Annotated in this window: 16 protein-coding genes and 1 pseudogene; 5 read left to right on the top strand and 12 right to left on the bottom strand. The window is 64.2% G+C overall.

Going from position 1 to position 23157, the window contains the following annotated elements; genetic code table 11:
• Positions 1-84 precede the first annotated feature (84 nt).
• The gene (locus tag ACTGJ9_RS19085; RefSeq protein WP_456678315.1) at positions 85-2394 is read right to left on the bottom strand and encodes a xanthine dehydrogenase family protein molybdopterin-binding subunit; all 2310 of its coding nucleotides are present in this window, start codon (positions 2392-2394) and stop codon (positions 85-87) included.
• 288 nt (positions 2395-2682) lie between these two features.
• Positions 2683-3081, bottom strand: coding sequence for a DUF1127 domain-containing protein (locus ACTGJ9_RS19080; protein ID WP_456678314.1), 399 nt, complete (start codon positions 3079-3081; stop codon positions 2683-2685).
• 441 nt (positions 3082-3522) lie between these two features.
• Between ACTGJ9_RS19080 and ACTGJ9_RS19075 the strand changes: the two genes are divergently transcribed.
• The gene (locus ACTGJ9_RS19075; RefSeq protein ID WP_456678313.1) at positions 3523-4710 is read left to right on the top strand and encodes an acyltransferase family protein; all 1188 of its coding nucleotides are present in this window, start codon (positions 3523-3525) and stop codon (positions 4708-4710) included.
• Between the two features lie 8 nt (positions 4711-4718).
• On the opposite strand, the gene murJ is transcribed toward ACTGJ9_RS19075, so the two are convergent.
• The 5 genes from murJ to ACTGJ9_RS19050 all read right to left on the bottom strand — a co-directional run bounded on the left by murJ (position 4719) and on the right by ACTGJ9_RS19050 (position 11273).
• The gene (murJ, locus tag ACTGJ9_RS19070; protein ID WP_456678312.1) at positions 4719-6245 is read right to left on the bottom strand and encodes a murein biosynthesis integral membrane protein MurJ; all 1527 of its coding nucleotides are present in this window, start codon (positions 6243-6245) and stop codon (positions 4719-4721) included.
• Between the two features lie 233 nt (positions 6246-6478).
• Complete coding sequence (locus tag ACTGJ9_RS19065) at positions 6479-7666, bottom strand: DegT/DnrJ/EryC1/StrS family aminotransferase (protein WP_456678311.1); 1188 nt, start codon at positions 7664-7666, stop codon at positions 6479-6481.
• A 10-nt stretch (positions 7667-7676) separates the two neighbouring features.
• Complete coding sequence (locus ACTGJ9_RS19060; RefSeq protein WP_456678310.1) at positions 7677-8681, bottom strand: Gfo/Idh/MocA family oxidoreductase; 1005 nt, start codon at positions 8679-8681, stop codon at positions 7677-7679.
• Between the two features lie 182 nt (positions 8682-8863).
• Entirely contained in the window at positions 8864-10276 is a 1413-nt protein-coding gene (locus ACTGJ9_RS19055) for a mannose-1-phosphate guanylyltransferase/mannose-6-phosphate isomerase (protein WP_456678309.1), read from the bottom strand.
• A 7-nt stretch (positions 10277-10283) separates the two neighbouring features.
• Complete coding sequence (locus ACTGJ9_RS19050) at positions 10284-11273, bottom strand: SDR family NAD(P)-dependent oxidoreductase (RefSeq protein ID WP_456678308.1); 990 nt, start codon at positions 11271-11273, stop codon at positions 10284-10286.
• A 208-nt stretch (positions 11274-11481) separates the two neighbouring features.
• Between ACTGJ9_RS19050 and ACTGJ9_RS19045 the strand changes: the two genes are divergently transcribed.
• Together ACTGJ9_RS19045 and ACTGJ9_RS19040 are read left to right on the top strand one after the other, a co-directional pair.
• Positions 11482-12441 (top strand): lysylphosphatidylglycerol synthase transmembrane domain-containing protein, encoded by a 960-nt coding sequence (locus tag ACTGJ9_RS19045; RefSeq protein ID WP_456678307.1) that lies wholly within the window; start codon positions 11482-11484, stop codon positions 12439-12441.
• 117 nt (positions 12442-12558) lie between these two features.
• A complete protein-coding gene (locus ACTGJ9_RS19040) occupies positions 12559-13332 on the top strand; it encodes a glycosyltransferase family 2 protein (RefSeq protein ID WP_456678306.1) in 774 nt (257 codons plus the stop codon).
• Here ACTGJ9_RS19040 and ACTGJ9_RS19035 read toward each other — a convergent pair.
• The 4 genes from ACTGJ9_RS19035 to rfaD all read right to left on the bottom strand — a co-directional run bounded on the left by ACTGJ9_RS19035 (position 13310) and on the right by rfaD (position 19095).
• Positions 13310-15232 carry an SDR family NAD(P)-dependent oxidoreductase gene (locus ACTGJ9_RS19035; RefSeq protein WP_456678305.1) on the bottom strand — a complete coding sequence of 641 codons (1923 nt, stop codon included), beginning with the start codon at positions 15230-15232 and terminating at the stop codon, positions 13310-13312. The genes ACTGJ9_RS19040 and ACTGJ9_RS19035 overlap by 23 nt on opposite strands.
• Before the next feature lie 83 nt (positions 15233-15315).
• Positions 15316-16605, bottom strand: a complete 1290-nt coding sequence (locus ACTGJ9_RS19030) for an O-antigen ligase family protein (RefSeq protein WP_456678304.1) — start codon at positions 16603-16605, stop codon at positions 15316-15318.
• On the bottom strand, positions 16602-18086 hold the full coding sequence (gene rfaE1, locus ACTGJ9_RS19025) for a D-glycero-beta-D-manno-heptose-7-phosphate kinase (protein ID WP_456678303.1): 1485 nt from the start codon (positions 18084-18086) through the stop codon (positions 16602-16604). The genes ACTGJ9_RS19030 and rfaE1 overlap by 4 nt, the downstream gene beginning before the upstream one ends.
• A gap of 28 nt (positions 18087-18114) precedes the next feature.
• A complete protein-coding gene (gene rfaD, locus ACTGJ9_RS19020) occupies positions 18115-19095 on the bottom strand; it encodes an ADP-glyceromanno-heptose 6-epimerase (RefSeq protein WP_456678302.1) in 981 nt (326 codons plus the stop codon).
• A 170-nt stretch (positions 19096-19265) separates the two neighbouring features.
• Between rfaD and waaF the strand changes: the two are divergent.
• Together waaF and ACTGJ9_RS19010 are read left to right on the top strand one after the other, a co-directional pair.
• Positions 19266-20337: pseudogene (waaF, locus tag ACTGJ9_RS19015) on the top strand (lipopolysaccharide heptosyltransferase II).
• Positions 20330-20860 carry a D-glycero-alpha-D-manno-heptose-1,7-bisphosphate 7-phosphatase gene (locus ACTGJ9_RS19010; protein WP_456678301.1) on the top strand — a complete coding sequence of 177 codons (531 nt, stop codon included), beginning with the start codon at positions 20330-20332 and terminating at the stop codon, positions 20858-20860. The pseudogene waaF and the gene ACTGJ9_RS19010 overlap by 8 nt, the downstream one beginning before the upstream one ends.
• A 115-nt stretch (positions 20861-20975) precedes the next feature.
• On the opposite strand, the gene ACTGJ9_RS19005 is transcribed toward ACTGJ9_RS19010, so the two are convergent.
• Positions 20976-22691, bottom strand: a complete 1716-nt coding sequence (locus ACTGJ9_RS19005) for an arylsulfatase (protein WP_456678300.1) — start codon at positions 22689-22691, stop codon at positions 20976-20978.
• Positions 22692-23157 lie beyond the last annotated feature (466 nt).

Here is a 23157-nt window from a genome sequence, read left to right as displayed (position 1 = left end):
CTCCGGCTCACACGGCGGCTTGGGGGAAGATCATTCATTTAGAACCCGGCGGCGGGCGATTATTCCCGCCGCCGGCGCCACGCTTTACAAGCTGTGGCGGCGATGATGCTCGTTGATCGCGATCCAAACACGTTCCGGTGTCGCCGGCATGTCGATGTGGTCGATCTTGTATTCGCGCCAGAGCCCGTCGACGATGGCGTTGACGACGGCCGGACAGGAACCGATCGCGCCGGCCTCGCCCGCGCCCTTCACGCCCATCGGATTGGTGGTGCAGGGAATGTTGTTGGTCTCGAACACGAAGGACGGACCGTCGGCCGCGCGCGGCAGCGCGTAGTCCATGAAAGTCGCGGTGATGAGCTGGCCGTCGCCCGCGCCATAGACCACCTGTTCCATCAAAGCCTGGCCGATGCCTTGCATGGCGCCGCCATGCACCTGGCCCGCCAACAGTAGCGGATTGAGCGTCTTGCCGAAATCGTCGACGATCACATAATTGACGACCTTGATGATGCCGGTCGCCGGATCGATCTCGACTTCCGCGACATGCGTGCCGTTCGGATAGGTGCCGTCGGCGCTGGCAAAGGTCGCGCTCGCGTTCAGCTTCGACGGATCGGCGCCCGCGCGCTTGGCGAGATCGGCGAACGAGATCGAACGGTCGGTGCCGGCGATGCGCACCACGCCTTCCGAAATCTCGAGATCGCCCGCGCTGGCTTCCAGCGCCTGCGCCGCGATCTCTTGCAACTTCTGGCCGAGCTCGCGCGTGGCGCGCTCGACACTGACGCCGCCGGAGGGGATCGAGGCCGAGCCGCCGGTGCCGAGGCCGGTGGCGATCATCGCGGTGTCGCCCTGGTGGACGTGCACGCGCTCCGGCGCGACGCCGAACTGCTCCGCGACGATCTGCGCATAAGCGGTCTGGTGGCCCTGGCCGCTCGACTGCGTGCCGATCAGCACGGTGATGTCGCCATTGGGGTCCATCCGCACATTGGCGGTCTCCTCGCCCATGGTGCCGCAAACCTCGACATAGCTCGCAAGCCCGATGCCGCGGATCAGGCCATTCTTCTTGGCCGCCTTGGCACGCTTGGAAAACTCCTTCCAGTCGGCGATCTCCATCGCGCGCTTCAGATGCGCGGCGAAGTCGCCGGAATCGTAGACCTTGCCGGTCGCGGTCTTGTAGGGCAGCGCCTTCGGCTGGATGAAATTCTTGCGGCGGATCGCGTCCGGCGTCATGTCGAGTTTTCGCGCGCAGGCGTCAACCAGGCGCTCGATCACATAGGCCGCTTCAGGGCGGCCCGCGCCGCGATAGGCATCGACCGGCACGCTGTTGGTGAAGATGGTGCGCACCCGGCAGTGGAAGGCCTGGATGTCGTAGAGGCCGGGCAGCATGCCGGCGCCGCCATGCGGAATGTAGGGGCCGAAGGTCGAGAGATAGGCGCCCATGTCGCCCATCAGGTCGCAATCCATCGCAAGGAACTTGCCGTCCTCCGTCAGCGCCATCTTCGCGGTGGTGACGTTGTCGCGGCCCTGCGCGTCGCCCATGAAATGCTCGGAGCGGTCGGCCGCCCATTTCACCGCCTTCTTGAGCTTGCGCGCCGCGACCGCCACCAGGGCGTATTCACGATAGGGAAACAGCTTGGTGCCGAAGCCGCCGCCGACATCGGGACAGATCACGCGCATCTTCTCGGTCGGGATCTTCAGCACGTTCTGACACAGGATGTCGCGCAGGCGGTGGCTGCCCTGGCTGCCGATTGTCAGCGTGAGATGATCGTTCTTGGCGTCGTACTCGCAGACCGCCGCGCGCGTCTCCATGAAGCTCGCGACCACGCGCGGATTGACGATGGAGATCTCGGCGACCGTATGCGCCTTGGCAAACGCAGCTTCAGTCGCGGCCTTGTCGCCGACCGAGACGTCGAACAGCACATTGCCGGGCTTGTCCGGCCAGACCTGCGGCGCGCCCTTTTTAACGGCGTTGACGAGGCCGGTCACCGACGGCAGCGGCGACCATTTGACCTCGATCGCCTCGATCGCGTCGCGGGCCTGATCGATGGTCTCGGCGACGATGAAGGCGACGGAATCGCCGACATGGCGCACCTCGTCCTTGGCGAGGATCGGGTAAGGCGGGCCGGTGAACGGATCGGTCTCGAGGTTGAACAGGCAGGGCAGATCGCCGAGATCCGCAACCTCGGCCGCGGTCAGAATCAGCGCCACCCCGGGAAGGCTGCGGGCACGGTTCGCGTCGATGGTGAACTTCGCCTGCGCATGCGGCGAGCGCAGCACCAGGCAGCGAAGCGCAGCCTGCGGCGCGTAATCGTCGGTATAGCGGCCCTTGCCGCGAATCAACGCGTCGTCCTCCTTGCGCAGCACGCTTTGGCCAACGCCGAACTTGATGGGAGCCGCCATTGTCTTGTCCCGTCCTATGGTTGTTTTGCCGGCATATTGCCGTGGAAAAATTGGCAAGGCAAACGGCTTTGTCAGGACCGGACCTCAATCCCGGGCGCGGCGACCTCTGCCGCACGGCCGCGGCTCGTGAGGCAGGAACAAATCCTGATTGTGAAAGCTTCCCGACGAGAAGCTCCGAGACAATTCTCGAATAGCAGGCACGGCCTGCAAAGACGCGCCTGAGAGCAAGCGGCTTTATCGACTGCCGCTTGCTCTCGGAGGGCATATCAGCCTCACGCAGTTCATCATTTACATCCCACCACGGCTCGACAGATACCGCGTGCTGTCTCTCAGTCTATCGATCGATCGCTGCGGCGAGAAGTGGTCGATCTCGGTGCGCGTCAGGCCGATGTCCTTGAGTTCCCTGTCACTCAGGTCCTGCAATGAGAGCGGCGGGTTCTGGCGCCGCTGCCGAAACGCACGCCAATATTGCCCGAGCAGGCCGAGGACGCTTCGCGCCGGTGCGACCGCTGGTCGGGCGGCATCCTTGTCCGGGAAAACGTTCTCCAGCGCTGCCGCGGAAGCCTTGAGGCGCGCTGCCAACGCCTGGTCGACCGCACTCTTGGCCTGCACGATGGACAGGGCGAGGCCGCGCCTTGCGGCATCGCCCTCAATTTCAGGTGAGATGTTCGTCAGTTGGGGTGGCATCGGATGCTCCTGCTGTTGTGCCGGCAGGGAGCGTGGCCAAACAAAAGGCCCCGTCCGATGCCGGCGGGGCCTGGTGGAAAAGATGTCGTCGACGAACCTAGCGCGCGACTCCTTCCACGGCCCAGCCGAAGCGGGTCATGTGCGAGAAGTTAACGTTGCGCGACCATTTGATCATGGGCGCTCGAATAGCACGGCAACCGCACAAAATCAATAGATGTGCGGACTGAGCCCACACCCTGGAGGCGAGCCTCATTTCGGCGCTCTTCCCAAGCCATCGGGTTGATCTTGCGCGTCCTGGTCGAGGCCGCATCAGCTGCCGCAGGCAGCTCCCTGAAATGCTCGCGCACCGGTGAGCGACGATTTGTTCAAGTTGGACGTTTAATTTAACTCCGGCGATACGCCCTGCGATTTAATAAGTCGCGTTGGAATTGAGGACTTCGTATGACCGGGGATGTTTCTCACTCTGCGGCTGCAAGGCCGGGCGTCAGCAGTCTCCAACGATTCGGGGTCGCGGAATCGAACCCACGAGAGCATCGTCTCGCTGACGCGCTGCCCGCCTCACCATTTGACCCTCGGCTGGAATCGCTGCGTGGCCTCGCCTGCCTGACCGTATGCGTATTCCACGCAACGCACGTCTTCGAAAGCAATCCGCAATCGGCTTTCCTCGACACGCTGCTGCTGGCCGCCAATCCGGCCGCGGCCGTGATGTTCTTCTTCGTGCTGAGCGGCTATGTGCTCGGGGCCTCGCTGGAGCGCGACCTTACAATCGCGCCTTACCTGGCAAGACGGCTGTTCCGGCTGATACCGCCGTTTGCGGCAGCGGTCGTGTTCGCCTTCGCCTGCGAGCGCCTGTTGCGCCTTGATCCGGCCCCGAACGGGCTCACATCCGGCTTCCGGCAGCTGTTCTGGCCGCAACCGACCTGGCACGATCTGTGGGACAATCTGCTGCTCGGCTCCAATCGGGTGAACGGACCGACCTGGACGCTCTTTCCCGAATTGTTGGGATCCGTGATGTTGCCCTTCGCGGTCGCTGCGCACGGCAGGATTGAACCACGATGGCGCTGGGCATTGTTTGCCGCGGTCACGATCCTGCTCGCGAGCGGCCCTTACCGAACGCTGCTGTGGTTCTATTTCGGCTGTTTTCTCGTCAAGGAGTTTGCCGCGCTGCTCGCGGGTCGAAGGCAGCTTGCCACAGTTGCGTTCGTCTCCGGTCTGGTCGGATTGGAAATAGCCGGCTCCTACGATGAGTTCTATACGACGGGCATTGTGCTGGTTTCGGCCACCGCAGCCGCGCTGATGATGGGTGCGGTGGTGTCGTCACGCGACATGCTGCGGTGGACGACGAGCGCGCCGCTCCGGTTTCTTGGACGAATCTCGTTCAGCCTCTACCTCGTGCACTGGCCGATCTTTTATGTCTGCGCCCTCATCGCGGTCGATTGTGGCTCGATCGTGCCGACGCAGGCCTGGGGCAACCTGTTCGTGATGGTGACGTCACTTGTCGCAGCGATCGGCATCGCAGCACTGGCGTATCGATTCATCGAAGCCTCTTCGATTCGAGCAGGCGCGTTCGCGGCACGCTTCCTCGCGGAGATGTGGAGGAGCGGGGCAGTTTCACACAGCGCCGGCTGATATCTGCTCTAACCACGCACCAGCGCGACCAGCCAGTTGCGACCGAACAATACGAGGATCGCGAGCGCATAGACGATGGTGCCGCCGGCGGCCAACAGGACCAGCATCACTTCGTCCCGGAAGTGCATGGCGCCCAGCGCAGAACCCCCAAAGTGCGCGATCAGCCAGAAGGCGGCGGCGAGGATCAGCCCGCTCAGCAGGAATTTGGCGAGCGACAGCAGCCAGGCGCGGTCCGGCACGAGAAAGCCGCGGCGCACGGCGAAGAACAGCACCAGCAGCAGATTGGTCCAGACGCCGACGGCGGTTGCCAGCGCCAGGCCGATCTGGGCGAACGATCCCATCAAGGCGAGTTTCAGCGCGACATTGACCGCGATACCCGACAACGAGGCGCGAACCGGCGTCGCGGTATCCTTGCGCGCATAGAAAGTCGCGACCGCGCTGCGGATCAGGACGAAGGGGATCAGGCCGATGGCATAGGCCGCGAGCGTGCTGCCTGCGGCAACCGCATCGTCCCTGGAGAACGCGCCGCGGGCGAACAGCGCGCGCATGATCTCGTCGGGCACGGTCAGGAAGGCGGCGACGAAGGGCACCGAGAACAGCAGCGTGAAGTCGAAGGCGCGGCGCTGTGCCTTCATCGCACCATCGTGGTCGTTGGCCGTGATCCGCCGCGACATCTCCGGCAGCAGCACCGTGCCGATCGCGATGCCGATGACGCCGATCGGTAATTGATTGAGCCGGTCGGCGTAATAGAGCGCCGAGAGCGCGCCCGCCGGCAGGAAGGTCGCGATGATGGTATCGGCGAACAGCGCGACCTGCGTGCCCATCGAGCCCAGCGTCGCTGGTCCCAGCGCCCTGAAGAAGCCGCGGACGTCCTCGTCGAGCTTGAGCGGCGCAAAGCGCGGCAGGCCGCCATGCCGGGCGAGATCGCCTGCGAGCAGGAAATATTGCAGGAAGCCCGAGATCAGGACACCCCAGGCGGCGGCGTGGCCCGCGGTCGGAAACCAGGCAGCGAGCGCCAGCGTCATCATCATCGCGACGTTAAGGAAGATCGACGCGGCCGCGGCGCTGGCAAAGCGCTGCATCACGTTGAGCATGCCGCCATAGAGCGTCACCAGCGTGATCAGCAGCAGATAGGGGAACGTGATCCGGGTCAGCTCGATCGCGAGCCTGCGCTGCTCGGCGTCCTCACTGAAGCCCGGCGCCAGAATGCTCATGGCCTGCGGCATGAACAGCCACGCGACGATCAGCAGCACGACCTGCGATCCCAGCAGCAGCGTGAAGATGCGGTCGGCGAACAATCGAGCCGCCCCCTCCCCGCGCTCGCCATGGACATGGGCATAGGCCGGCACCCAGGCGGCGTTGAAGGCGCCTTCGGCGAAGATCGCGCGGAAATGATTGGGCAGCCGCAGCGCCACGAAAAAGGCGTCGGCCACGGGGCCGGCGCCGAGGATCGCCGCGAGCATGATGTCGCGGGCAAATCCCGTCAGCCGCGAGAGCAGCGTATAACCACCGACCGTGAAGATGCGTCCGAGCATGCGATTGTTTTAAATACTTATCGGACAGAGATCGACCGCATCTTGCGATGCGCATTGCTGCGCCCTCTCCCCTTGTGGGAGAGGGCAGCGCCGCGAGTAGACACAAGCTCACTGGAGTGAGGGGTCTCTCTCCGCGCATTCCTTGCGGAGAGAGACCCCTCACCGTCTCGCCGCTATCGCGGCGAGCCACCCTCTGCCACAGGGGGAGAGGGGAAGAGGGCAAAGCGGCGAGATCAGGCCGAAAGCGCGCCGCGTACGACCGCGATGATTCGCTCCTGATCGGCTTCGGTCAGATAGGCGTGCATCGGCAGGCTGATGACGTCCTGCGACAGGCGCTCGCAAGCAGGCAGCCCGCCGTCGGCGACCGGATACTGCCTGTAGGCGGTTTGCTGATGCATCGACTTGCCATAATAGATCGCGGTCGGCACGCCCTGGGCTTTCAGCGCGGCGGCGAAGCCATCCCGGTCGGTCCCCTCAGGGAGACGGATCGTGTACTGCGCCCACACTGAGGTATTGCCCGGCGCCAGACGCGGCACGGTGACGACGTTGGAGAGGCCGCGTGCGTAGCGCTCGGCGACCTTATTGCGGGCGGCGATCTCGTCATCAAAGATCTTCAGCTTCTCGATCAGGATCGCGGCCTGCATGGTGTCGAGCCGGCCGGTCAGGCCGAGGCGGACGTTGTCGTATTTGTCGACGCCCTGCCCGTGCACGCGGATGCTGCGCAGCGTCGCCGCGAGCTCGTCGTCGTCGGTGAAGATCGCGCCGCCGTCGCCGAAGCAGCCGAGCGGCTTTGCCGGAAAGAAGCTGGTCGTGGTGGCAAGCCCGAAGGTGCCGAGCTTGCGACCCTTGTAGCTTGCACCAAAACCTTGCGCGGCGTCATCGATCACGAACAGGCCCTCGGCCTTGGCGATTTCGGCGATGGCGTCGTGGTCGGCAGGCTGTCCGAACAGATCGACGGGAATGACCGCGACAGGCTTCAGGCCGGCCTTGCGCGCCGTCGCAATGCCGCGCTTGAGCGAGTCCGGGCTCATGTTGAAGGTCGCTTCGTCGACGTCGACGTAGACCGGCGTCGCGCCCATCCGCGCCGCCGGCGACGCGGTCGCGATGAAGGTGAACGATGGACACAGGACGGCATCGCCGGGACCCACGTTCTTCGCCATCAACACCATGAGCAGCGCATCGGTGCCGCTGGCGCAGCCGATGACGTGCCTGGCGCCGCAATAGGCCGCGAGCTGCTTTTCGAGCTCAGTGACCTCGGGACCATTGACGAACTGGCAATGGTCGAGAACCCGCTTGACCGCTTCATCGAGCGATGCGCCGAGCCGGCGGCGCTGCGAGGCCACGTCGATGAAGGGAATGGGTTCGGAACGCAAATGCTGGTTCATGACCTGGTCCTTGGCGCCTTCTTGAATGGTCGACATGGAAAGCGTTTTAGCCGGCGACGCGGCGCGGGCCCTTGCGGGCGGGCGACGTGGCTGCGGGCCGCGACGGCGTCTCGAGGCACTGCGTCGCGATCTCGAGGCTGGCGACGCCCTCGTCGCCGGTGACCGCCGGCGTCTCGCCGTGACGCACGGCCTTGAGGAAGGCGATCAGCTCGGCGCGGAGCGGCTCGTCATGGCCGACCGGCAGATGCCGCATCGAGTAGCTGCCGTCAGGCCTGAAGCCGAAGCATTCGGTGACCTGGCGCGTCAGGAGATCGCCCATCACGTATTTGCCGCGAGTCGCGACCGTGACGCTGCGCGCCTTGAACGGCGTCAGCCAGTTGGTGTTGATGTGCGCGAGCACGCCGTTGGCGGTGCGGAACTGGAGCAGCGCGATGTCCTCGCGCTCGGCGACCGCGCTCGACAGCTGCGGCTGCACCTCGACGATGTCGGATTCGGTGAACCAGCGGATCAGATCGATGTCGTGCACGGCGAGATCGATGACGACGCCGACATTGGACATGCGCGGCGGGAACGGACCGACGCGGGTGATCGCGATCGAGAGAATGTCCTCGCCCGCAATCGCCTGCTTGACGGCGGCGACCGCCGGATTGAAGCGCTCGACATGGCCGACCATCAGCGTGACGCCGGCCTTTTGCGCGGCGGCGACGATCTCGCGGCCTTCGGCGACCGTGGACGCAATCGGCTTCTCGACCAGCACGTGGATGTTCTTGGCGATGCAGGCGAGCGCGACCTCGTGATGCAGATGGGTCGGCGCCGCGATGGTGACGGCATCGACGCCTTCGGCGAAGAGCTGCTCGATGGTCTCGAACCCCTGGCAGCCGGCCAGTTCTGTGGTGCGCGCGCGGTGCGATAGCGAAGGATCGACCACGCCGACCAGGCCGACGCCGGGCAGACCGCTCAGCACGCGCGCATGGTTGCTGCCCATCACACCCGCGCCGATGACGCCGACGCGCAAACCGGCCTTTGCCGGTTGTGACCCTTTGGAACTCATCTGATCGAACCCCGATTCACCGCAAATCCCCGGGCCGCTTCTAGCACGGGCGCCACATTTGTGGCGAATGCCGGCAAAATGGCCCGGACACGATTTGATTCAAAAAATTACACGTTCTCCGGGTCTTAAGCCGCATGAAGCGGATGTTTCAGGCCCGGATTCCGTGATTCGGAGCTTGCTGGTTACGACCTTTGATAGTCGTCTTCAATCCGGATGATGTCGTCTTCCCCGAGATAGGAGCCGGTCTGGACCTCGATCAGTTCCAGCATGATCTTGCCGGGATTCTCCATCCGGTGGACCGCGCCCATCGGGATGTAGATCGACTCGTTCTCGTGCACCGTCTTCACGGTCTCGTTCACGGTGACGCGGGCGGCACCACGGACCACGATCCAGTGCTCGGCGCGGTGATGATGCTTCTGCAGCGACAGCCGCCCGCCCGGCTTCACCACGATGCGCTTGACCTGATGGCGCTCGCCATTGTCGACCGACTGGTAGCTGCCCCAGGGCCGATGCACCTTGAGATGCTCCTCGGTGACCTTCGGCGCGACCGCCTTGAGTTTTGTGACCAACCGCTTGAGCCCGTTGGCATCCTGCTGGCGCGAGACCAGCACCGCGTCCGCCGTCGCGACCACGACGAGATCATCGACGCCTTCGAGCGCGACGAGTGCGGAATCCGTCGTGACGTTGCAGTTGCGCGAGTCTTCGAACACCGCAGCGCCATGCGAGGCGTTGCCCTGCGCGTCCTTGTCCGACAATTCCCACACCGCGTGCCAGGAGCCGACGTCGGACCAGCCGCAGGACACCGGCACCACCGCTGCGCGCGAGGTCTTCTCCATCACCGCATAGTCGATTGAGATCGCCTTGGCCGCGCCGAAGGCCTGCGGCTCCAGCGTCACGAAGCCGAGATCGCGGCCGGCATTGGCAACCGCGCTGGACACCGCCTCGACGCTTGCCGCATCGATCCTCCGATATTCGTCGAGCAGCAGGGCGGCGGGAAACATGAAGTTGCCGCTGTTCCAGAGATAGCCCGAATTGACGTAGTCGGCGGCCTTCACGGCGTCCGGCTTCTCGACGAAGCGGGCGACCGCGTGCACCTCGCCGGAGATCACCTCACCCGGGCTGATATAGCCGTATTCGGTCGCCGGCCGCTCCGGCTTGACGCCGAAGGTGACGATGCGCCCGGTGCTCGCGGCAGCGAGGCCCTCGCGGCACGCCGCGACGAAGGCGGCGTTGTCCCGCACCACATGGTCGGCGGCGAGCGCGAGCACGATCGCTTCACTGGTGCGGTTCTGCGCGAAGGCCGCGCCGGCGGCGATCGCGGGACCGGAGTCGCGCCGCATCGGCTCGAGGATCACGTCGGCCTCAATGCCGATCTCGGCGAGCTGCTCCAGCACCATGAAGCGATAGGAGGCGTTGGTGATGACGATCGGGCGGTCGAACAGCGAGGCATCCGAAACACGCAGCAGCGTGTCCTGGAAGGTCGAGCGCGCGCCGAACAGCGGCAGGAACTGCTTCGGGCGCACCTCGCGTGATGCGGGCCACAGCCGCGTGCCGGCGCCGCCGCACATGATCAGGGGGATAATGCGTTTGTCCATCGTCATTTCAAACCTTGAAGTGGTCGCGATACCAGGTGACAAATTTGTGGACCCCGTGCTCGATCGGCGTTGATGGTGCAAAGCCGGTGTCGCGCATCAAGTCCTCGACATCCGCGAACGTTTCCACCACGTCTCCCGGCTGCATCGGCAGCAATTCTTTGACCGCCGTCCGACCCAGCTCCCGCTCCAGAACTCCGACGACATGCATCAGTTCTTCGGGGCGGTGATTTCCGACATTGTAGACCCGCGACGGCGCATTTGCGGCAGCGGGATTGTCCGCAGGCACAAAATCGATCAGCTTGGATACTACACGGGTCACGTCGTCGACATAGGTGAAGTCGCGGCGCATCTTGCCATGGTTAAAGAGCCGGATCGGCTGGCCCGCCATGATGGCGTTGACAAACAGAAACATGGCCATGTCAGGCCGTCCCCACGGACCGTAGATGGTGAAAAAGCGCAAGCCAGTGACCGGCAGCCGGTAGAGATGACTGTAGGACTGCGCCATCACCTCGTTGGCCTTCTTGGTCGCTGCGTAGAAGCTCACGGGATGATCGGTCCGGTCCTGCACGGAAAATGGCAGTTTGGTGTTGGCGCCATAAACGGAAGATGACGAGGCGTAGACGAGATGACGACAACCGCTCGTCCGGCAGCCCTCGAGCACGTTGAGAAAGCCCTGCAGATTGGAATCGACGTAACTCTGCGGCTGCTCGATCGAGTAGCGCACGCCGGCCTGGGCGGCGAGATGCACGACCTCTGAAAAGCGATGCAGCGCAAACAGCGCCGCCATCGCCTCGCGATCGGCCAGATCGGTCTGGACAAAGGAGAAACGGGACTCGTTGCCGAGCAGCGAAAGCCGTGCCCGTTTCAACGCCGGATCGTAATAGTTGTTGAGATTGTCGAGCCCGACCACGGACCGGCCCTCGGCCAGGAGCTGCCGGGCGACGTGAAAGCCGATGAAACCGGCGGCACCCGTGACCAAAATCGTCTGATCCGTCATCCTGTTCCCAAGTAATCCTTGAAGTGGGCCCGCGGCACCTCTCTAGCCGACACCGACGAGGCCGCAATAGGCCGCTGTCCCCTTTACAGCCCATCCGTGACAGCTCCTCTGTGACGGCTATTGCAAGATCGGCGCCAAAACCATACCAAAGCGGCCGAATTCGGCGCCTCGCGTCGGGTTGCCCCGAAACCCTGTTCAAGCGGGCGAGATGCGCCGAATCCTGCTGTCGACGGCCAAAATCCTGATCTCCGCGGCGCTGCTCTACCTGGCGCTGCGCAAGGTCGACCTGACCGAGCTGGTCTCGCGCTTCACCGCGACCAGCCTGTTCTGGATCGGCATGGCGATCGCGGTCACATTCTTGCAAATCTTCGTCGGCGTACTGCGCTGGCGCGAGGTCAGCGACGCATGCGGTGCGCCGCTCGAGCTCGGCCGCGCGATGCGCTACAACGTGATCGGTTCGTTCTTCAACCAGACCCTGCCGTCCGCGATCGGCGGCGATGCCGTCCGGCTATGGCTGGTGGCGCGCGCCGGCGCCGGATGGCGCGCAGCGACCTATTCGATCTTCGTCGACCGCGCGATCGGCCTAGTTGCGCTGGCGATCCTCATCGTCGCGAGCCTGCCCTGGAGCTACACGCTCATCAGCGATCCGCACGGCCGCTCGGCACTGCTGCTCGTCGACTTCGCGGCACTTGCCGGCGGCATCGGCTTCCTGATCTTCGGCGCGCTGAAATGGCCGTGGCTGAAGACCTGGTGGGCCACCCACCACCTTCACGCCTGCGCCGTGATCGCCAACAGCGTGATCTTCAACCGCACGCGCGGACCAATGATCGCGATCCTGTCGCTGCTGGTTCACGTGCTTGCCGTGGTCATCGCCTGGTGTGTGGTGCAGTCGATCGCAGCGCCGGTCAGCTTCGCGCAGGTCTTCCTGCTGGTGCCGCCGGTGATGCTGATCACACTGATGCCGATCTCGATCGCCGGCTGGGGCGTGCGCGAGGCCAGCATGGGGCTGGCCTTCGGCTTCGCCGGGCTGGCAGCCAATGAAGGCGTCAACGTCTCGCTGCTGCTCGGCGCGGTCTCCTTCATCGTCGGCGCGTTCGGCGGCCTGGTCTGGATCCTCAGTGCGGAAAAAGCCGCGCAGGGCTCGGCGCCGATCGGGGCGCGTGAATAACGGATAACAAGGTCGGCACAGAAGCACCGCGACTGCTGCAATTACCTATCAACCGTAGGGGTTGTTTCCTATAATCCTCCGGCGTGTAGCATCACGGACCCGGAATACGGACCCGGAATGAAGATCAGCGTCATCACTGCCAGCTACAACTCCCAGGCGACGATCGGCGCCACCATCGAATCCTTCCTCGCCCAGACACATCCCGACAAGGAGATGCTGGTGGTCGACGGTGCCTCCAAGGATGCGACGCTGAAGATCGTGGAGTCGTTCGGCTCCAGCGATATCCGCGTGATCTCCGAGCCCGACAAGGGTGTCTACGACGCCATGAACAAGGGGCTGCATCTGTTCAAGGGCGACGCGATCGGCTTCCTCAATTCGGACGACACCTTCCACAACGACAGCGCGCTGGCGGCGATCGCGGCGGCGCTGGAACAGGCCGATGTCGTCTATGGCGACCTCGACATGGTCACCGATCACCAATCCAAGGCCCTCGTGCGCGCCTGGCGTGGCGGACACTACGGTCGCTACTCGTTTCAGCTCGGCTGGGTTCCGCCGCATCCGACCTTTTACATGCGTCGGCAGGTCGCCGAGACGGTCGGCGACTATGATCTCAGCTACGTCACGACCGCCGATTACGATTACATGTTGCGTGCGCTGGCGCTGAACGACTACAGGGTCGCCTACCTCCAGCGCGTCATCGCCGATTTCCAGATGGGCGGCATCAGCACCAGCGGCTGGCGCGTGACATTGCGCGCCAATCTGGAGTGCCTGCGGTCGCGCCGGCAGCATCTGAACGCGCCGGTCGTCGATGCCGCGTTCTTCCTGCGCTTTGCCCGGCGGATCTTTCAACTCCGCTCGCCGGCGTTCCTCAGGATGCAGCGCTCGCGTTGACGCCGAACTCCGGAACGGCATCCTTCAGGATGGTCCTGATGGTGGCGCGATCATCGTGCGCGATGGCGAGCTCGAGCGCGGAGATCCATTTGCGCAACGTCTGCATCGGCGGCTCGTTCGGCTTCGCCGCCATGACGCCTGCGACCCCGATATCGACGGTCGGCTCCTCGGAGGCGAACAGGATCTCGTTCAGCCGCTCGCCCGGCCTCATGCCGCTGAACACGATCTCGACGTCGTGGCCGGGCTGCAGACCCGAGAGCCGGATCATCCGTTCCGCCAGATCAACGATCTTCACCGGCTGGCCCATGTTCAGCACGTAGACCGAAACGTCGAAACGCTTGGCGCCGAGCGCGTGGGTGGCGGCCGTGATGACGAGATCGCAGGCCTCGCGGATCGTCATGAAATAGCGGACCATGTCGGGATGCGTCACGGTAACTGGACCGCCGGCCTCGATCTGCGCCTTGAACTTCGGCACGACCGACCCGTTCGAAGCCAGCACATTGCCGAACCGGACCGAGATGAAGCGCATCGCCGGCTTGCTGCCGCCGGCCTGCGCCACGAGGTCGTGGTCGAGCGCCTGGCAATACATCTCCGCGAACCGCTTGGTTAGGCCGAGCATCGAGACCGGCTCGATCGCCTTGTCGGTCGAGATCATTACCATGGCCTCGGCGCCTGCCGCAAGCGCGGCATCGGCCACGTTGATCGAACCGAAGATATTGGTCTTGACGCCCTCGCTCCAGTCCCGCTCCAAGATAGGAACGTGCTTGAGCGCGGCGGCATGGAACACGATGTCCGGCTTGAACTCTGCCATCAGACGCGCGATGCGCTCGCGGTCGCGGATATCGGCGATCCGGCCTTCGATCTCGGCGCCGGAACCGCGCGCGGCGAGCGCCTCGGTGACCGCATAAAGGGCCGGCTCCGAATTCTCGACGATCAGGAGACGCGCCGCGCCGAAGGCAACCACGCGCTCGCAGATCTCCGAGCCGATCGAGCCTCCACCGCCCGTGACGATGACGCTCTTGCCATTGATCAGGGCCTCGAGACGCACGTAGTCGATCGTCTCGCTCGGCCGCAGCAGCAGGTCCTCAACCGCAACCGAGGTGAGCCGCGGCATATCCCCCTGCTCGAGTGACGGCAGGCGGCTGACGATCAGGCCAAGCCGCCGCGACCGCATCAGCACGGATTCGGGATGCGATTCCGGCTCGAAGGCGGAGGGCGTCATCACCACCCGGGCGATCGATTTGTTGCGCTTGGCGAAGCTGGCGATGACGTGCTCGATATCGTCGAGCGCGCCGACGACCGGCACGTTGCGGATGAGCTGACCGAGATCGGCCCGGGACGGCGACAGCACCCCGACCGGACGGAGGTGCTTGATGGCACCGCTCTCGACGCCGCGCAGCACGACCTCGGCATCGGCGGCGCGCCCGATCAGGAGCGTCGTCGCGGCATTCTCGGTCCTGACGTGATGCATCACGCGGGTATAGCGGAAATAGCGGTAGGTTAGCCGCAACGCGCTCAGCGCGGAGATTTCCAGGAACCAGTAAAGGACGATGGTGATCTTGCCGAGAAAGAAGGTGCCGTGCACATTCGGCGCGACGAAGATGTAGTCGAGCACGAGGAGAGCGACGGTGAGCACCGTGGCGACGCGGATGATGTTGAGCGCATCAGGCAGCGAGATGAAGCGCCACTTCGTGGTCGTCAGGTTGAAGACGTAGAAGACGACCACGCTGAAGGCGAGGAAATAGGGCAGGATCTGCAGCAGCAGCGGCAAGCGGGCCGTGAAGCCCTCGCCGCCCTCGAAGCGCAGATAGAACGCAACGAACAGGGCCGCGGCCGTCGCCACCAGGTCGTGAAGCGCGATCAGGAAGTTACGCAAGGTAAGATGCGAAAGACGCGTCATCTGCGGCCGAATATCTCCAATGCTGCATACAAACTGACCGCGCTGATAGCGCATCTCGCCGGGACTTGCCAGCGCTCCGAAGCTCAGGCGCGGGCTCCTCCCGGGCTCCGGCCGTTCCGGCGCGAATTGAGCACCATGCCGCCGGCCACACCGACGCCGAGCACGTACATCCACCCTTCATGGAAGTCGAAAAGATGGGAATTGAAGAGCGAGGTGAATACGTTTTGGACAACGACCAGCAAGCCGATCCAGCTGGCGAGCGCGTCGCCGCGGAACAGGAGGAGATGCACCGCCCACATCGCATACAGGATGATGATGCCGACAACGCCCCATTGCACGGCCACGTTCAGCGTCTGGTTATGGGGATTGCCGATCACCTCGCTTGAGGCCTGATAGGGGCCGCCGGTCGCAGCCAGCTCGAACAGGCCGCGCGTCGAGCCGGTTCCATGACCGACGACCGGCGCCTCAGCAAAGAAACCCAGCGATTTGCGCCAGAACTCGAGGCGAAGCCCGATCGATGTTGGAATGCCCTCGTCCCTGTAGAGCTTGTACTGCACGGAGAATGTTTCAATCGTGTTGTGCAGCGTCGACGAGGTCTTCCATGTGAGCGCGGCGAAGGCCGCGAGAACAGCGAAGATGATCAGGACGCTGCGCCATTTCAAATGCAGCAGCCCGAACACCGCCAGCATGATCGGTATGGTCACGAGGGCGGTACGCGAGATCACCACAAAGGCCATGTTGACGAAGAAGCTGAGCGCGACCGCCGTCAGCAGCGCGGCAAGCCAGACCCTGTTCTTCTGCAGCAGCTTCACGATCGGAAACGCGAGCGCGACCGCACACAAAGTGAATTCCTGGCTCTGGTCGATGTAGTTCTTCACGAAGATGCCGCGCGAGTTGGGTTCATCAGGCGGCTTCAGCGAGAGCGTGGGATGGAAAAACACCAGCCAGGACATCACAGACAACAGCGCGCAGGACACCAGAAATGCGATAAACACAAGGTGCCCGCGCGACGAGCGTTCGAAATGATAGATCAGGACCGGGAGCACGAGCAGCTTCGTCGTCGGGTTCACGGCGTAGAGCCGCGCGCCCCAGGCCGCCCCCGACCACAGCGTGCCGACGAGCGCGAGCAGGAACAGCGCGATCGGCAGCGCGCAGATCGGTCGCTTCAGCGACTGAAGGAAGTCCCTGACGTCGAGAAACGGCACCATGCAAATCAGCATCGTGACGTTGAAGATGGCCGCCAGCGACGTCGACCACGGCAGCGAGGCCGCGGTCAGGATGGCAAACAGGTCGACCGTCTCCGACCATGCCGCCGGACTGCGCAAGCGCCGCAGCGTCGTCCCCCACATCGACTCCCGCACGAGCTCCGTCACTTCGTCTCTCCGCGCGCGCGATGGACCAGCGCCGTCGTGCTGAAGCCCTTGAGGATGTCGACCAGCACGACCGTGCCGCCCGCGGCCTCGACGACCTCGTGGCCGACCACCTGCTCGCGGGTGTAATCGCCGCCTTTGACCAGCACACTCGGCGTGATGCGCGCGATCAGGTCGATCGGCGTGTCCTGCTCGAAGATCACGACGAGATCGACGGCTTCGAGCGCGGCCAGCACTTCGGCACGCGCCCGCTCGTCCTGGACCGGGCGATCCGCGCCCTTCAGCCGCCGCACCGAGGCGTCGCTGTTCAGCCCGACGATCAGGCGGTCGCAGGCGGCGCGCGCCGCGGTCAGCACCTTGACGTGGCCGGGATGCAGGATGTCGAAGCAGCCATTGGTGAAGCCGACGCGCAGCCCCTGCCCCTTCCATTCGGCGAGCTGGGCCTCGAGCGTATCAGGCGCGCTCACGACCTTCTCCTCGGCCGCGAGAGTGGCATGCGGCAGGATCTTTCGCCGCAGCTCGTCGGCGCTCACGCTGGCGGTGCCCTGCTTGCCGACCGCGACGGCGGCGGCCGCACTCGCAACGCGCAGCGCCGTGTCCCAATCCGCGCCCGCCGCGATCGAGACCGCGAGCGCGGCGGCCACGGTGTCGCCGGCGCCGGAGACGTCGCGCACCTTCACCGGAAAAGCCGGAACATGGACGGCTTCACCCTTGCGCGGCACCAACGTCATGCCGTGCTCGCCCTGGGTGACCAGGATCGCTTCGCAATCAGCCAGCCGCATCACGTCTTCCGAGGCATCGACGATGCTCTGCACCGTGTCGGCGCGGCTGCGGGTGGCTTCCGAAAATTCCTTGCGGTTGGGCGTGAGCAGCGTGGCGCCGCGATAGATCGCCCAGTTCAGGCTCTTGGGATCGACGATCACGGGCTTGCCGAGCTTTCGCGCGGCGTCGATGGTGTGGCGGATCACGCGCGCGGTCAGCACGCCCTTGGCGTAGTCGGACAGCAGCACGATGTCGGCGCGCGCGATCTGCGGCAGGATCGCCTCGATCAGCCTGGTCTCGACCTCGTCGGAGGCCGCTATCGCCTGCTCCCAATCCGCGCGCAGCATATGCGTGGAAAAATGCTCGGAGACGAAGCGGACTTTTCGCGTGGTCGGCCGCGACGGGTCGCACACCAGCACGTTCTCGATGCCGGCATGGTCCGCCAGCGCGGCCTTGAGCCGCGCCCCTGCATCGTCCTCGCCGACGAGGCCGACGAAGACGCAGCGGGCCCCGAGCGAGGCGATATTGCGCGCGACGTTGCCGGCGCCGCCGATATGGATCTCGCTGCGCTGGGCCGCGATGACGGGCGCCGGCGCTTCCGGCGAAATCCGCGACACCTCGCCATAGACGAACTCGTCCAGCATGATGTCGCCGATGCAGAGCACCGTGCGGCCGGAGATGGCTTGCGCGAGGGCATCGAAATCGAGAATGGGCGTCGGCATGGTGATTGGGCCTCAGATCCTTGGGGCCTTAGCGGAAACGGTCGGGCTGGTCGAGATAATCGGCGACATAGGCCTTCACCGCGTCCTCGAGCGTCGTGAAGCCGCCGTTATAGCCGGCGCGGTGGAGACGATCGACCTTGCTCTCGGTGAAATACTGATAGCTGCCGCGGATCTGCTCGGGCATGTCGACATAGTCGATGTTGGGCCTCGTGCCGAGCGCGGCATAGGCAGCCAGCATCAGCTCCCGGAAGCTGCGCGCCTTTCCGGTGCCGACATTGAACAGCCCCGACACCGATGGCGTTGCCAGCAGCCACAGGATCACGCGCACGACGTCGTCGACATAGATGAAATCGCGGCGCTGGTCGCCGTCGGCGATGCCGTCGCGATGCGACTTGAACAGCTGCACGACGCGGCCCGCCTTGACGTCGTCGAAGCGGCGCGCCAGCACGCTCATCATCGTGCCCTTGTGGTATTCGTTCGGGCCGAACACATTGAAGAATTTCAGGCCCGACCATTGCGGCGGCAGCCTCTCGCCGCGCGCGACGCGCTCGGCGACCGCGAGATCGAACAGCTGCTTGCTCCAGCCGTAGAGATTCATCGGCCGCAGCTTCTTCAGCGCCGGCAGCGAGGCATCGTCGTCAAAACCTTCCGCGCCGTCACCATAGGTCGCAGCCGACGACGCGTAGATCAGCGGCACCGCATTGGCCGTACACCAGTCGAGCAGGCGCATCGAGAAGCGGAAATTGGTCTCGATCACGAGATCGCCGTCGGTCGCGGTGGTCTCGGAAATCGCCCCGAGATGGATCACGGCGTCGAGCTTGCGACCCTTGAGCCAGTCAGGCAGTTCGGCCGGGGGAACGATATCCGCAAGCTGCCGCTTGGCGAGATTGCGCCATTTGCCGTCGCTGCCGAGGAGATCGCAGACCACGATGTCGCTGCGGCCGGCGTCGTTCAGCGCTGCGACGACATTCGATCCGATAAAACCGGCCCCGCCGGTCACCAGCAACATTCCAATCACCCTGCCCGATCTGCCTACGGTCCGATCCTGCCCTAGCGCATGATCCGCCAAAGTGTAAGCGGTTTTGGGACCGCCGCTTCCGCCGGCTTTACCTGTGGGCCGGGAGCGGCTAACCGAACCGTCACATCAGAGCGCGAGAGCGCGCGTGGCCCAACCAACGAATGAACGATGATTCGCAATTTGACGGAAGTGAGGATCGGAGCGACACCCGCCCGATCCTGATCGTGCCCTACATGTGGATCGGCGATTTCGTCCGGAATCACACCGTTGTCCGGGTGCTGAAGGAGCGATGGCCGAACCGGCCGGTCGATCTCCTGACCACGTCCCTGTGCGCTCCCCTGGTCGACTACATGCCCGGCGTACGCGCCGGGATCGTCTGGGACCTGCCCCGCAGCCGCCTCGCCGTGGGCCGCCAGCTCGGCCTGGCGCGGCTCCTGCGCGAGCGGAACTACGGCACCGCCCTAGTGCTGCCGCGGACCTGGAAGGCGGCCATTGCACCGGCGCTGGCCGGCATACCTGAAAGGGTCGGCTTCGTCGGCGAATTCAGGTTCGGCCTGCTCAACCGCTGGCGCTGGGGCGAGAAGAAGCTGCCCCGCTTTATCGACAAGAATGCCGCCCTCGCTCAACCCGACGGCGCGCCCCTGCCGCCGGAATGGCCGGTGCCGCAATTGCGGGTGCCGCCCGAAGAGATCGCCCGCTGGCGGCAGGCCAATGGCCTCGGCACCGCGGCCGCCGTCGCGCTCGCCCCCGGCTCGGTCGGGGCGTCAAAACGCTGGACCTCCTATCCGGAGGCCGCCCGCCTGCTGGTCGCGCGCGGGCTCGAGGTCTGGGTGGTCGGCGGCCCCGCGGAAAAGGGTCTCGCCCAGGAGATCGTTACAGCCGGTGGCCCGGGCGGTGCGGGACCTCACCGGCAACGATCTGCGCAACGGCGTCCTTGCCATGGCCGCGGCCGGCGTCGCGATTTCCAACGACTCAGGCCTGATGCATATCGCGGCCGCGCTCGACACGCCCACCATGGGCATCTTCGGCCCGACCAGTCCCTATCTCTGGGCGCCCCTCAACGGCCTCGCCGCGACCGTGGTCCAGAATAAAAGCGTGCTCGCCTGCCAGCCTTGCCAGAGCACGATCTGCCGGATGAACGACCACCGCTGCATGCGTGACATCACGGCACAGGACGTGGTCGAGATCGCAACAGACGTGCTTGCCAGGACTCAGGGACTTGCAAATGTCTGACGGCCGCGCCGCGAAGCCCGCCGCATTCCTCGATCGCGACGGCGTCATCAACCATGACGATAGCTATATCGGCACGCGAGACCGCATCCGCTGGATGCCCAGCGTCGCGAGAGCCATCCGCCGTCTCAACGAGGCCGGCTATTGGGTATTCGTCTTCACCAACCAGTCCGGCGTCGCGCGCGGCCTCTTCACCGAAGAGGATGTGAACACACTACACGGCTGGATGCGCGACGAGCTCGCCCGCGAAGGCGCTCGTATCGACGACATCCGCTTTTGTCCTCATCATCCGCAGGGAAGTGTCCCAGGCTACATCGGCGAGCATGATTGGCGCAAGCCCGCGCCCGGCATGTTGCGCGATCTCGTCCAGCACTGGCCCGTGCAACTCGATGGCAGCTTCGTGATCGGAGACCAGGCCCGGGACATCGAGGCCGGCAAGGCTCTCGGACTGCCGGGCTTCCTCTTCCCAGGCGGCGACCTCGACGCCTTCGTGGCGGGGGTGCTGGCGCGGAACAGGCGGGCTTAGACGGCCGGTCCGCTCGACTCCCGCAAAGCGACTATCACCAACGTTGATGCATGTCGCCTGGGGCGTGGGGCGGCCCGGATGCGGGCCGTCCCATCATGATGATCATAGACGCAGCTTATTTTCCCATCGCCGTCCTTGCAGCCTCGATTTTCGCCTTCACGGCATCGAGGTTGAAGCTCGCGCCCTTCTGCATTGGCGGAAACTCGACGGCGGTCATGGCCAGTTTCTCGACCTCCTGCTGGACAAACACGAATCGCCAGAACTCATATTTGAACCAGTCGAAGTATTCTTGCGCGCCGTATTTGGTCCCACTGTCGGGCCAGCCCGTTCGCTCGAACGGATCGAGGCGAAGGTTGATCAGGTACGGCACGTCGACCTTGCTCTTTTCGCCGAGCCATCCCCCGGGCTGGTCGATGAAACGATATTTGTAGTCGTCGATGCGCACGGCCCCCAGCTCGCTTTCGCCGAAGTACCAGATTTCGTGCCGGTTCGACGGTCCCTTGCCGGTGATCATGTCCATCTGATTGTAGCCGTCCAGATGGCATTTGTAGCTGCGGTCACCGATGAGCTTGCCGTTCTTCAATTCGTTGGCAATGTTCGGATTGCCGGCAGCGGCCAGCAAGGTCGGAAACCAGTCCAGCCCGGAGATGATACCATTCTCGACCTTGCCGGCCGGCACCTTGCCCGGCCAGCGGATCATCGCCGGCGCGCGAAAGCCGCCTTCCATGACCGTACCTTTGCTCTGCGCGAACGGCGTCTGTCCGCCATCCGGCCAGGTGAAGACCTCGGTGCCGTTATCGGTGGTGAAGATGACGATGGTGTTGTCATCCACGCCCATGTCCTTGAGCTTTTGCATCACGATGCCGACATCGTCGTCGAGCTGCGCCATGCCGGCTTCATGAATCGACCAGCCGTTCTTGGAGTTGCGCATCGCTTGGTACTTCGGCGACAGGTGCGTGACGATGTGCATGCGGGTTGGATTGAGCCACAAGAAGAACGGCTTGTTCTCCGCCTTTGCCCTTTCAACGAACCCCAGCGCTAAGTCGCGGATCTCATCGTCCACGGTTTCCATCCGCTTGGGATAGAGCGTTCCGGCATCCTCGATCCTCTGCTTGCCGACCTTGCCCCAGCGCGGATCGACGGTGGCATCGTCCACAGTGGTCGCCCACGAATGGACCATGTTGCGCGGACCGACTTTATTCAGCAGCTCTTGCGGATAGGCCGGGTGGGCCGGGTCTTCCATCGCATCGAGGTGATACAGATAGCCAAAGAATTCGTCGAAGCCGTGCACTGTTGGCAAAAACTCGTTCTTGTCCCCAAGGTGGTTCTTGCCGAACTGGCCAGTGGCATAGCCCATCCCTTTTAGCGCGGTCGCAATCGTCACGGCCTCCGCGGGCAAGCCTGTGGGGGCGCCTGCTTGACCGACTGTCGTCATGCCGGTGCGGATCGGGAGCTCGCCAGTGATGAAGTTGGCGCGGCCCGCGGTGCAACTCGCCTCGGCGTAGTAATCGGTAAAGAGCATGCCCTCGGCCGCAATCTTATCGAGGTTCGGCGTCCGGCCAGCCATCATCCCGCGATGGTAAGCACCGATATTCCAGATGCCGATATCGTCGCCCATGATGACGACGATGTTGGGCCGTTGCCCGGCCGGGGCTGTGGCCTGGGCCGCTGTTGGCTGCTGCGCTTGCGCGAAACTTATCGGACCGACGGCGGAGAGTGCCAAAGCCGCAGTGAGAGAGCTACCGCTCAACAAGAGATCGCGGCGCTTCAATTCTGGACCCGTTGGCCGTGAGCTTGTCTCGGGATTTGCCGGAATCCTATCGTTACTCATGACATGATCCTCGTCCTGGCATGCACCTGAAGCCGACATGGCTTGCAGAAGTGTCGACCCGGCTCGGCATTGCGCGCGGCCGGGGTGTTCTCGGCGGCTATCAATCGGGAGGGCAAAGATGCCAGCCGCCTTTTAGGCACCTCGCGGACAAAGGGCCTTTGTGAGAGGCCCAATTGCATAATATCTGAATAGCATCCAAGGGTTGACAAGATCAACAGCCGCGAGGGCATGGCCGTGATCCAGCAGAAGGTCTTGATTTCCGCCTGCCTGCTTTAGTGACGTGGTCGGTTCATTCGCGGAGAAAGGGCAGCGTCGCTGACACTTGCGAAAGCGGCATTTTGACTCAGGTAGCCATCGAAGCTACGCCGATCATGACATCGTGCCCTTGTTTTGCCCGACGAGTCAAATGAAATTCGTAAAATCCGCACCGCCCTCGTGCCTGCCCGGCAAGCCGTTGATTTTGTTG

The sequence above is a fragment of the Bradyrhizobium sp. RDM12 genome (assembly GCF_051917485.1).
Classification (GTDB): domain Bacteria; phylum Pseudomonadota; class Alphaproteobacteria; order Rhizobiales; family Xanthobacteraceae; genus Bradyrhizobium.
This window is presented reverse-complemented; position numbering and strand designations above follow the sequence as displayed.

What these genes read in the sequence shown, in the direction of transcription:
- ACTGJ9_RS19085 (WP_456678315.1), bottom strand. Translation starts at nt 2,394, where the DNA reads ATGGCGGCTCCCATCAAGTTCGGCGTTGGCCAAAGCGTGCTGCGCAAG.
- ACTGJ9_RS19080 (WP_456678314.1), bottom strand. Translation starts at nt 3,081, where the DNA reads ATGCCACCCCAACTGACGAACATCTCACCTGAAATTGAGGGCGATGCC.
- ACTGJ9_RS19075 (WP_456678313.1), top strand. Translation starts at nt 3,523, where the DNA reads ATGACCGGGGATGTTTCTCACTCTGCGGCTGCAAGGCCGGGCGTCAGC.
- murJ (WP_456678312.1), bottom strand. Translation starts at nt 6,245, where the DNA reads ATGCTCGGACGCATCTTCACGGTCGGTGGTTATACGCTGCTCTCGCGG.
- ACTGJ9_RS19065 (WP_456678311.1), bottom strand. Translation starts at nt 7,666, where the DNA reads ATGTCGACCATTCAAGAAGGCGCCAAGGACCAGGTCATGAACCAGCAT.
- ACTGJ9_RS19060 (WP_456678310.1), bottom strand. Translation starts at nt 8,681, where the DNA reads ATGAGTTCCAAAGGGTCACAACCGGCAAAGGCCGGTTTGCGCGTCGGC.
- ACTGJ9_RS19055 (WP_456678309.1), bottom strand. Translation starts at nt 10,276, where the DNA reads ATGGACAAACGCATTATCCCCCTGATCATGTGCGGCGGCGCCGGCACG.
- ACTGJ9_RS19050 (WP_456678308.1), bottom strand. Translation starts at nt 11,273, where the DNA reads ATGACGGATCAGACGATTTTGGTCACGGGTGCCGCCGGTTTCATCGGC.
- ACTGJ9_RS19045 (WP_456678307.1), top strand. Translation starts at nt 11,482, where the DNA reads ATGCGCCGAATCCTGCTGTCGACGGCCAAAATCCTGATCTCCGCGGCG.
- ACTGJ9_RS19040 (WP_456678306.1), top strand. Translation starts at nt 12,559, where the DNA reads ATGAAGATCAGCGTCATCACTGCCAGCTACAACTCCCAGGCGACGATC.
- ACTGJ9_RS19035 (WP_456678305.1), bottom strand. Translation starts at nt 15,232, where the DNA reads ATGACGCGTCTTTCGCATCTTACCTTGCGTAACTTCCTGATCGCGCTT.
- rfaE1 (WP_456678303.1), bottom strand. Translation starts at nt 18,086, where the DNA reads ATGCCGACGCCCATTCTCGATTTCGATGCCCTCGCGCAAGCCATCTCC.
- rfaD (WP_456678302.1), bottom strand. Translation starts at nt 19,095, where the DNA reads ATGTTGCTGGTGACCGGCGGGGCCGGTTTTATCGGATCGAATGTCGTC.
- ACTGJ9_RS19010 (WP_456678301.1), top strand. Translation starts at nt 20,330, where the DNA reads ATGTCTGACGGCCGCGCCGCGAAGCCCGCCGCATTCCTCGATCGCGAC.
- ACTGJ9_RS19005 (WP_456678300.1), bottom strand. Translation starts at nt 22,691, where the DNA reads ATGAGTAACGATAGGATTCCGGCAAATCCCGAGACAAGCTCACGGCCA.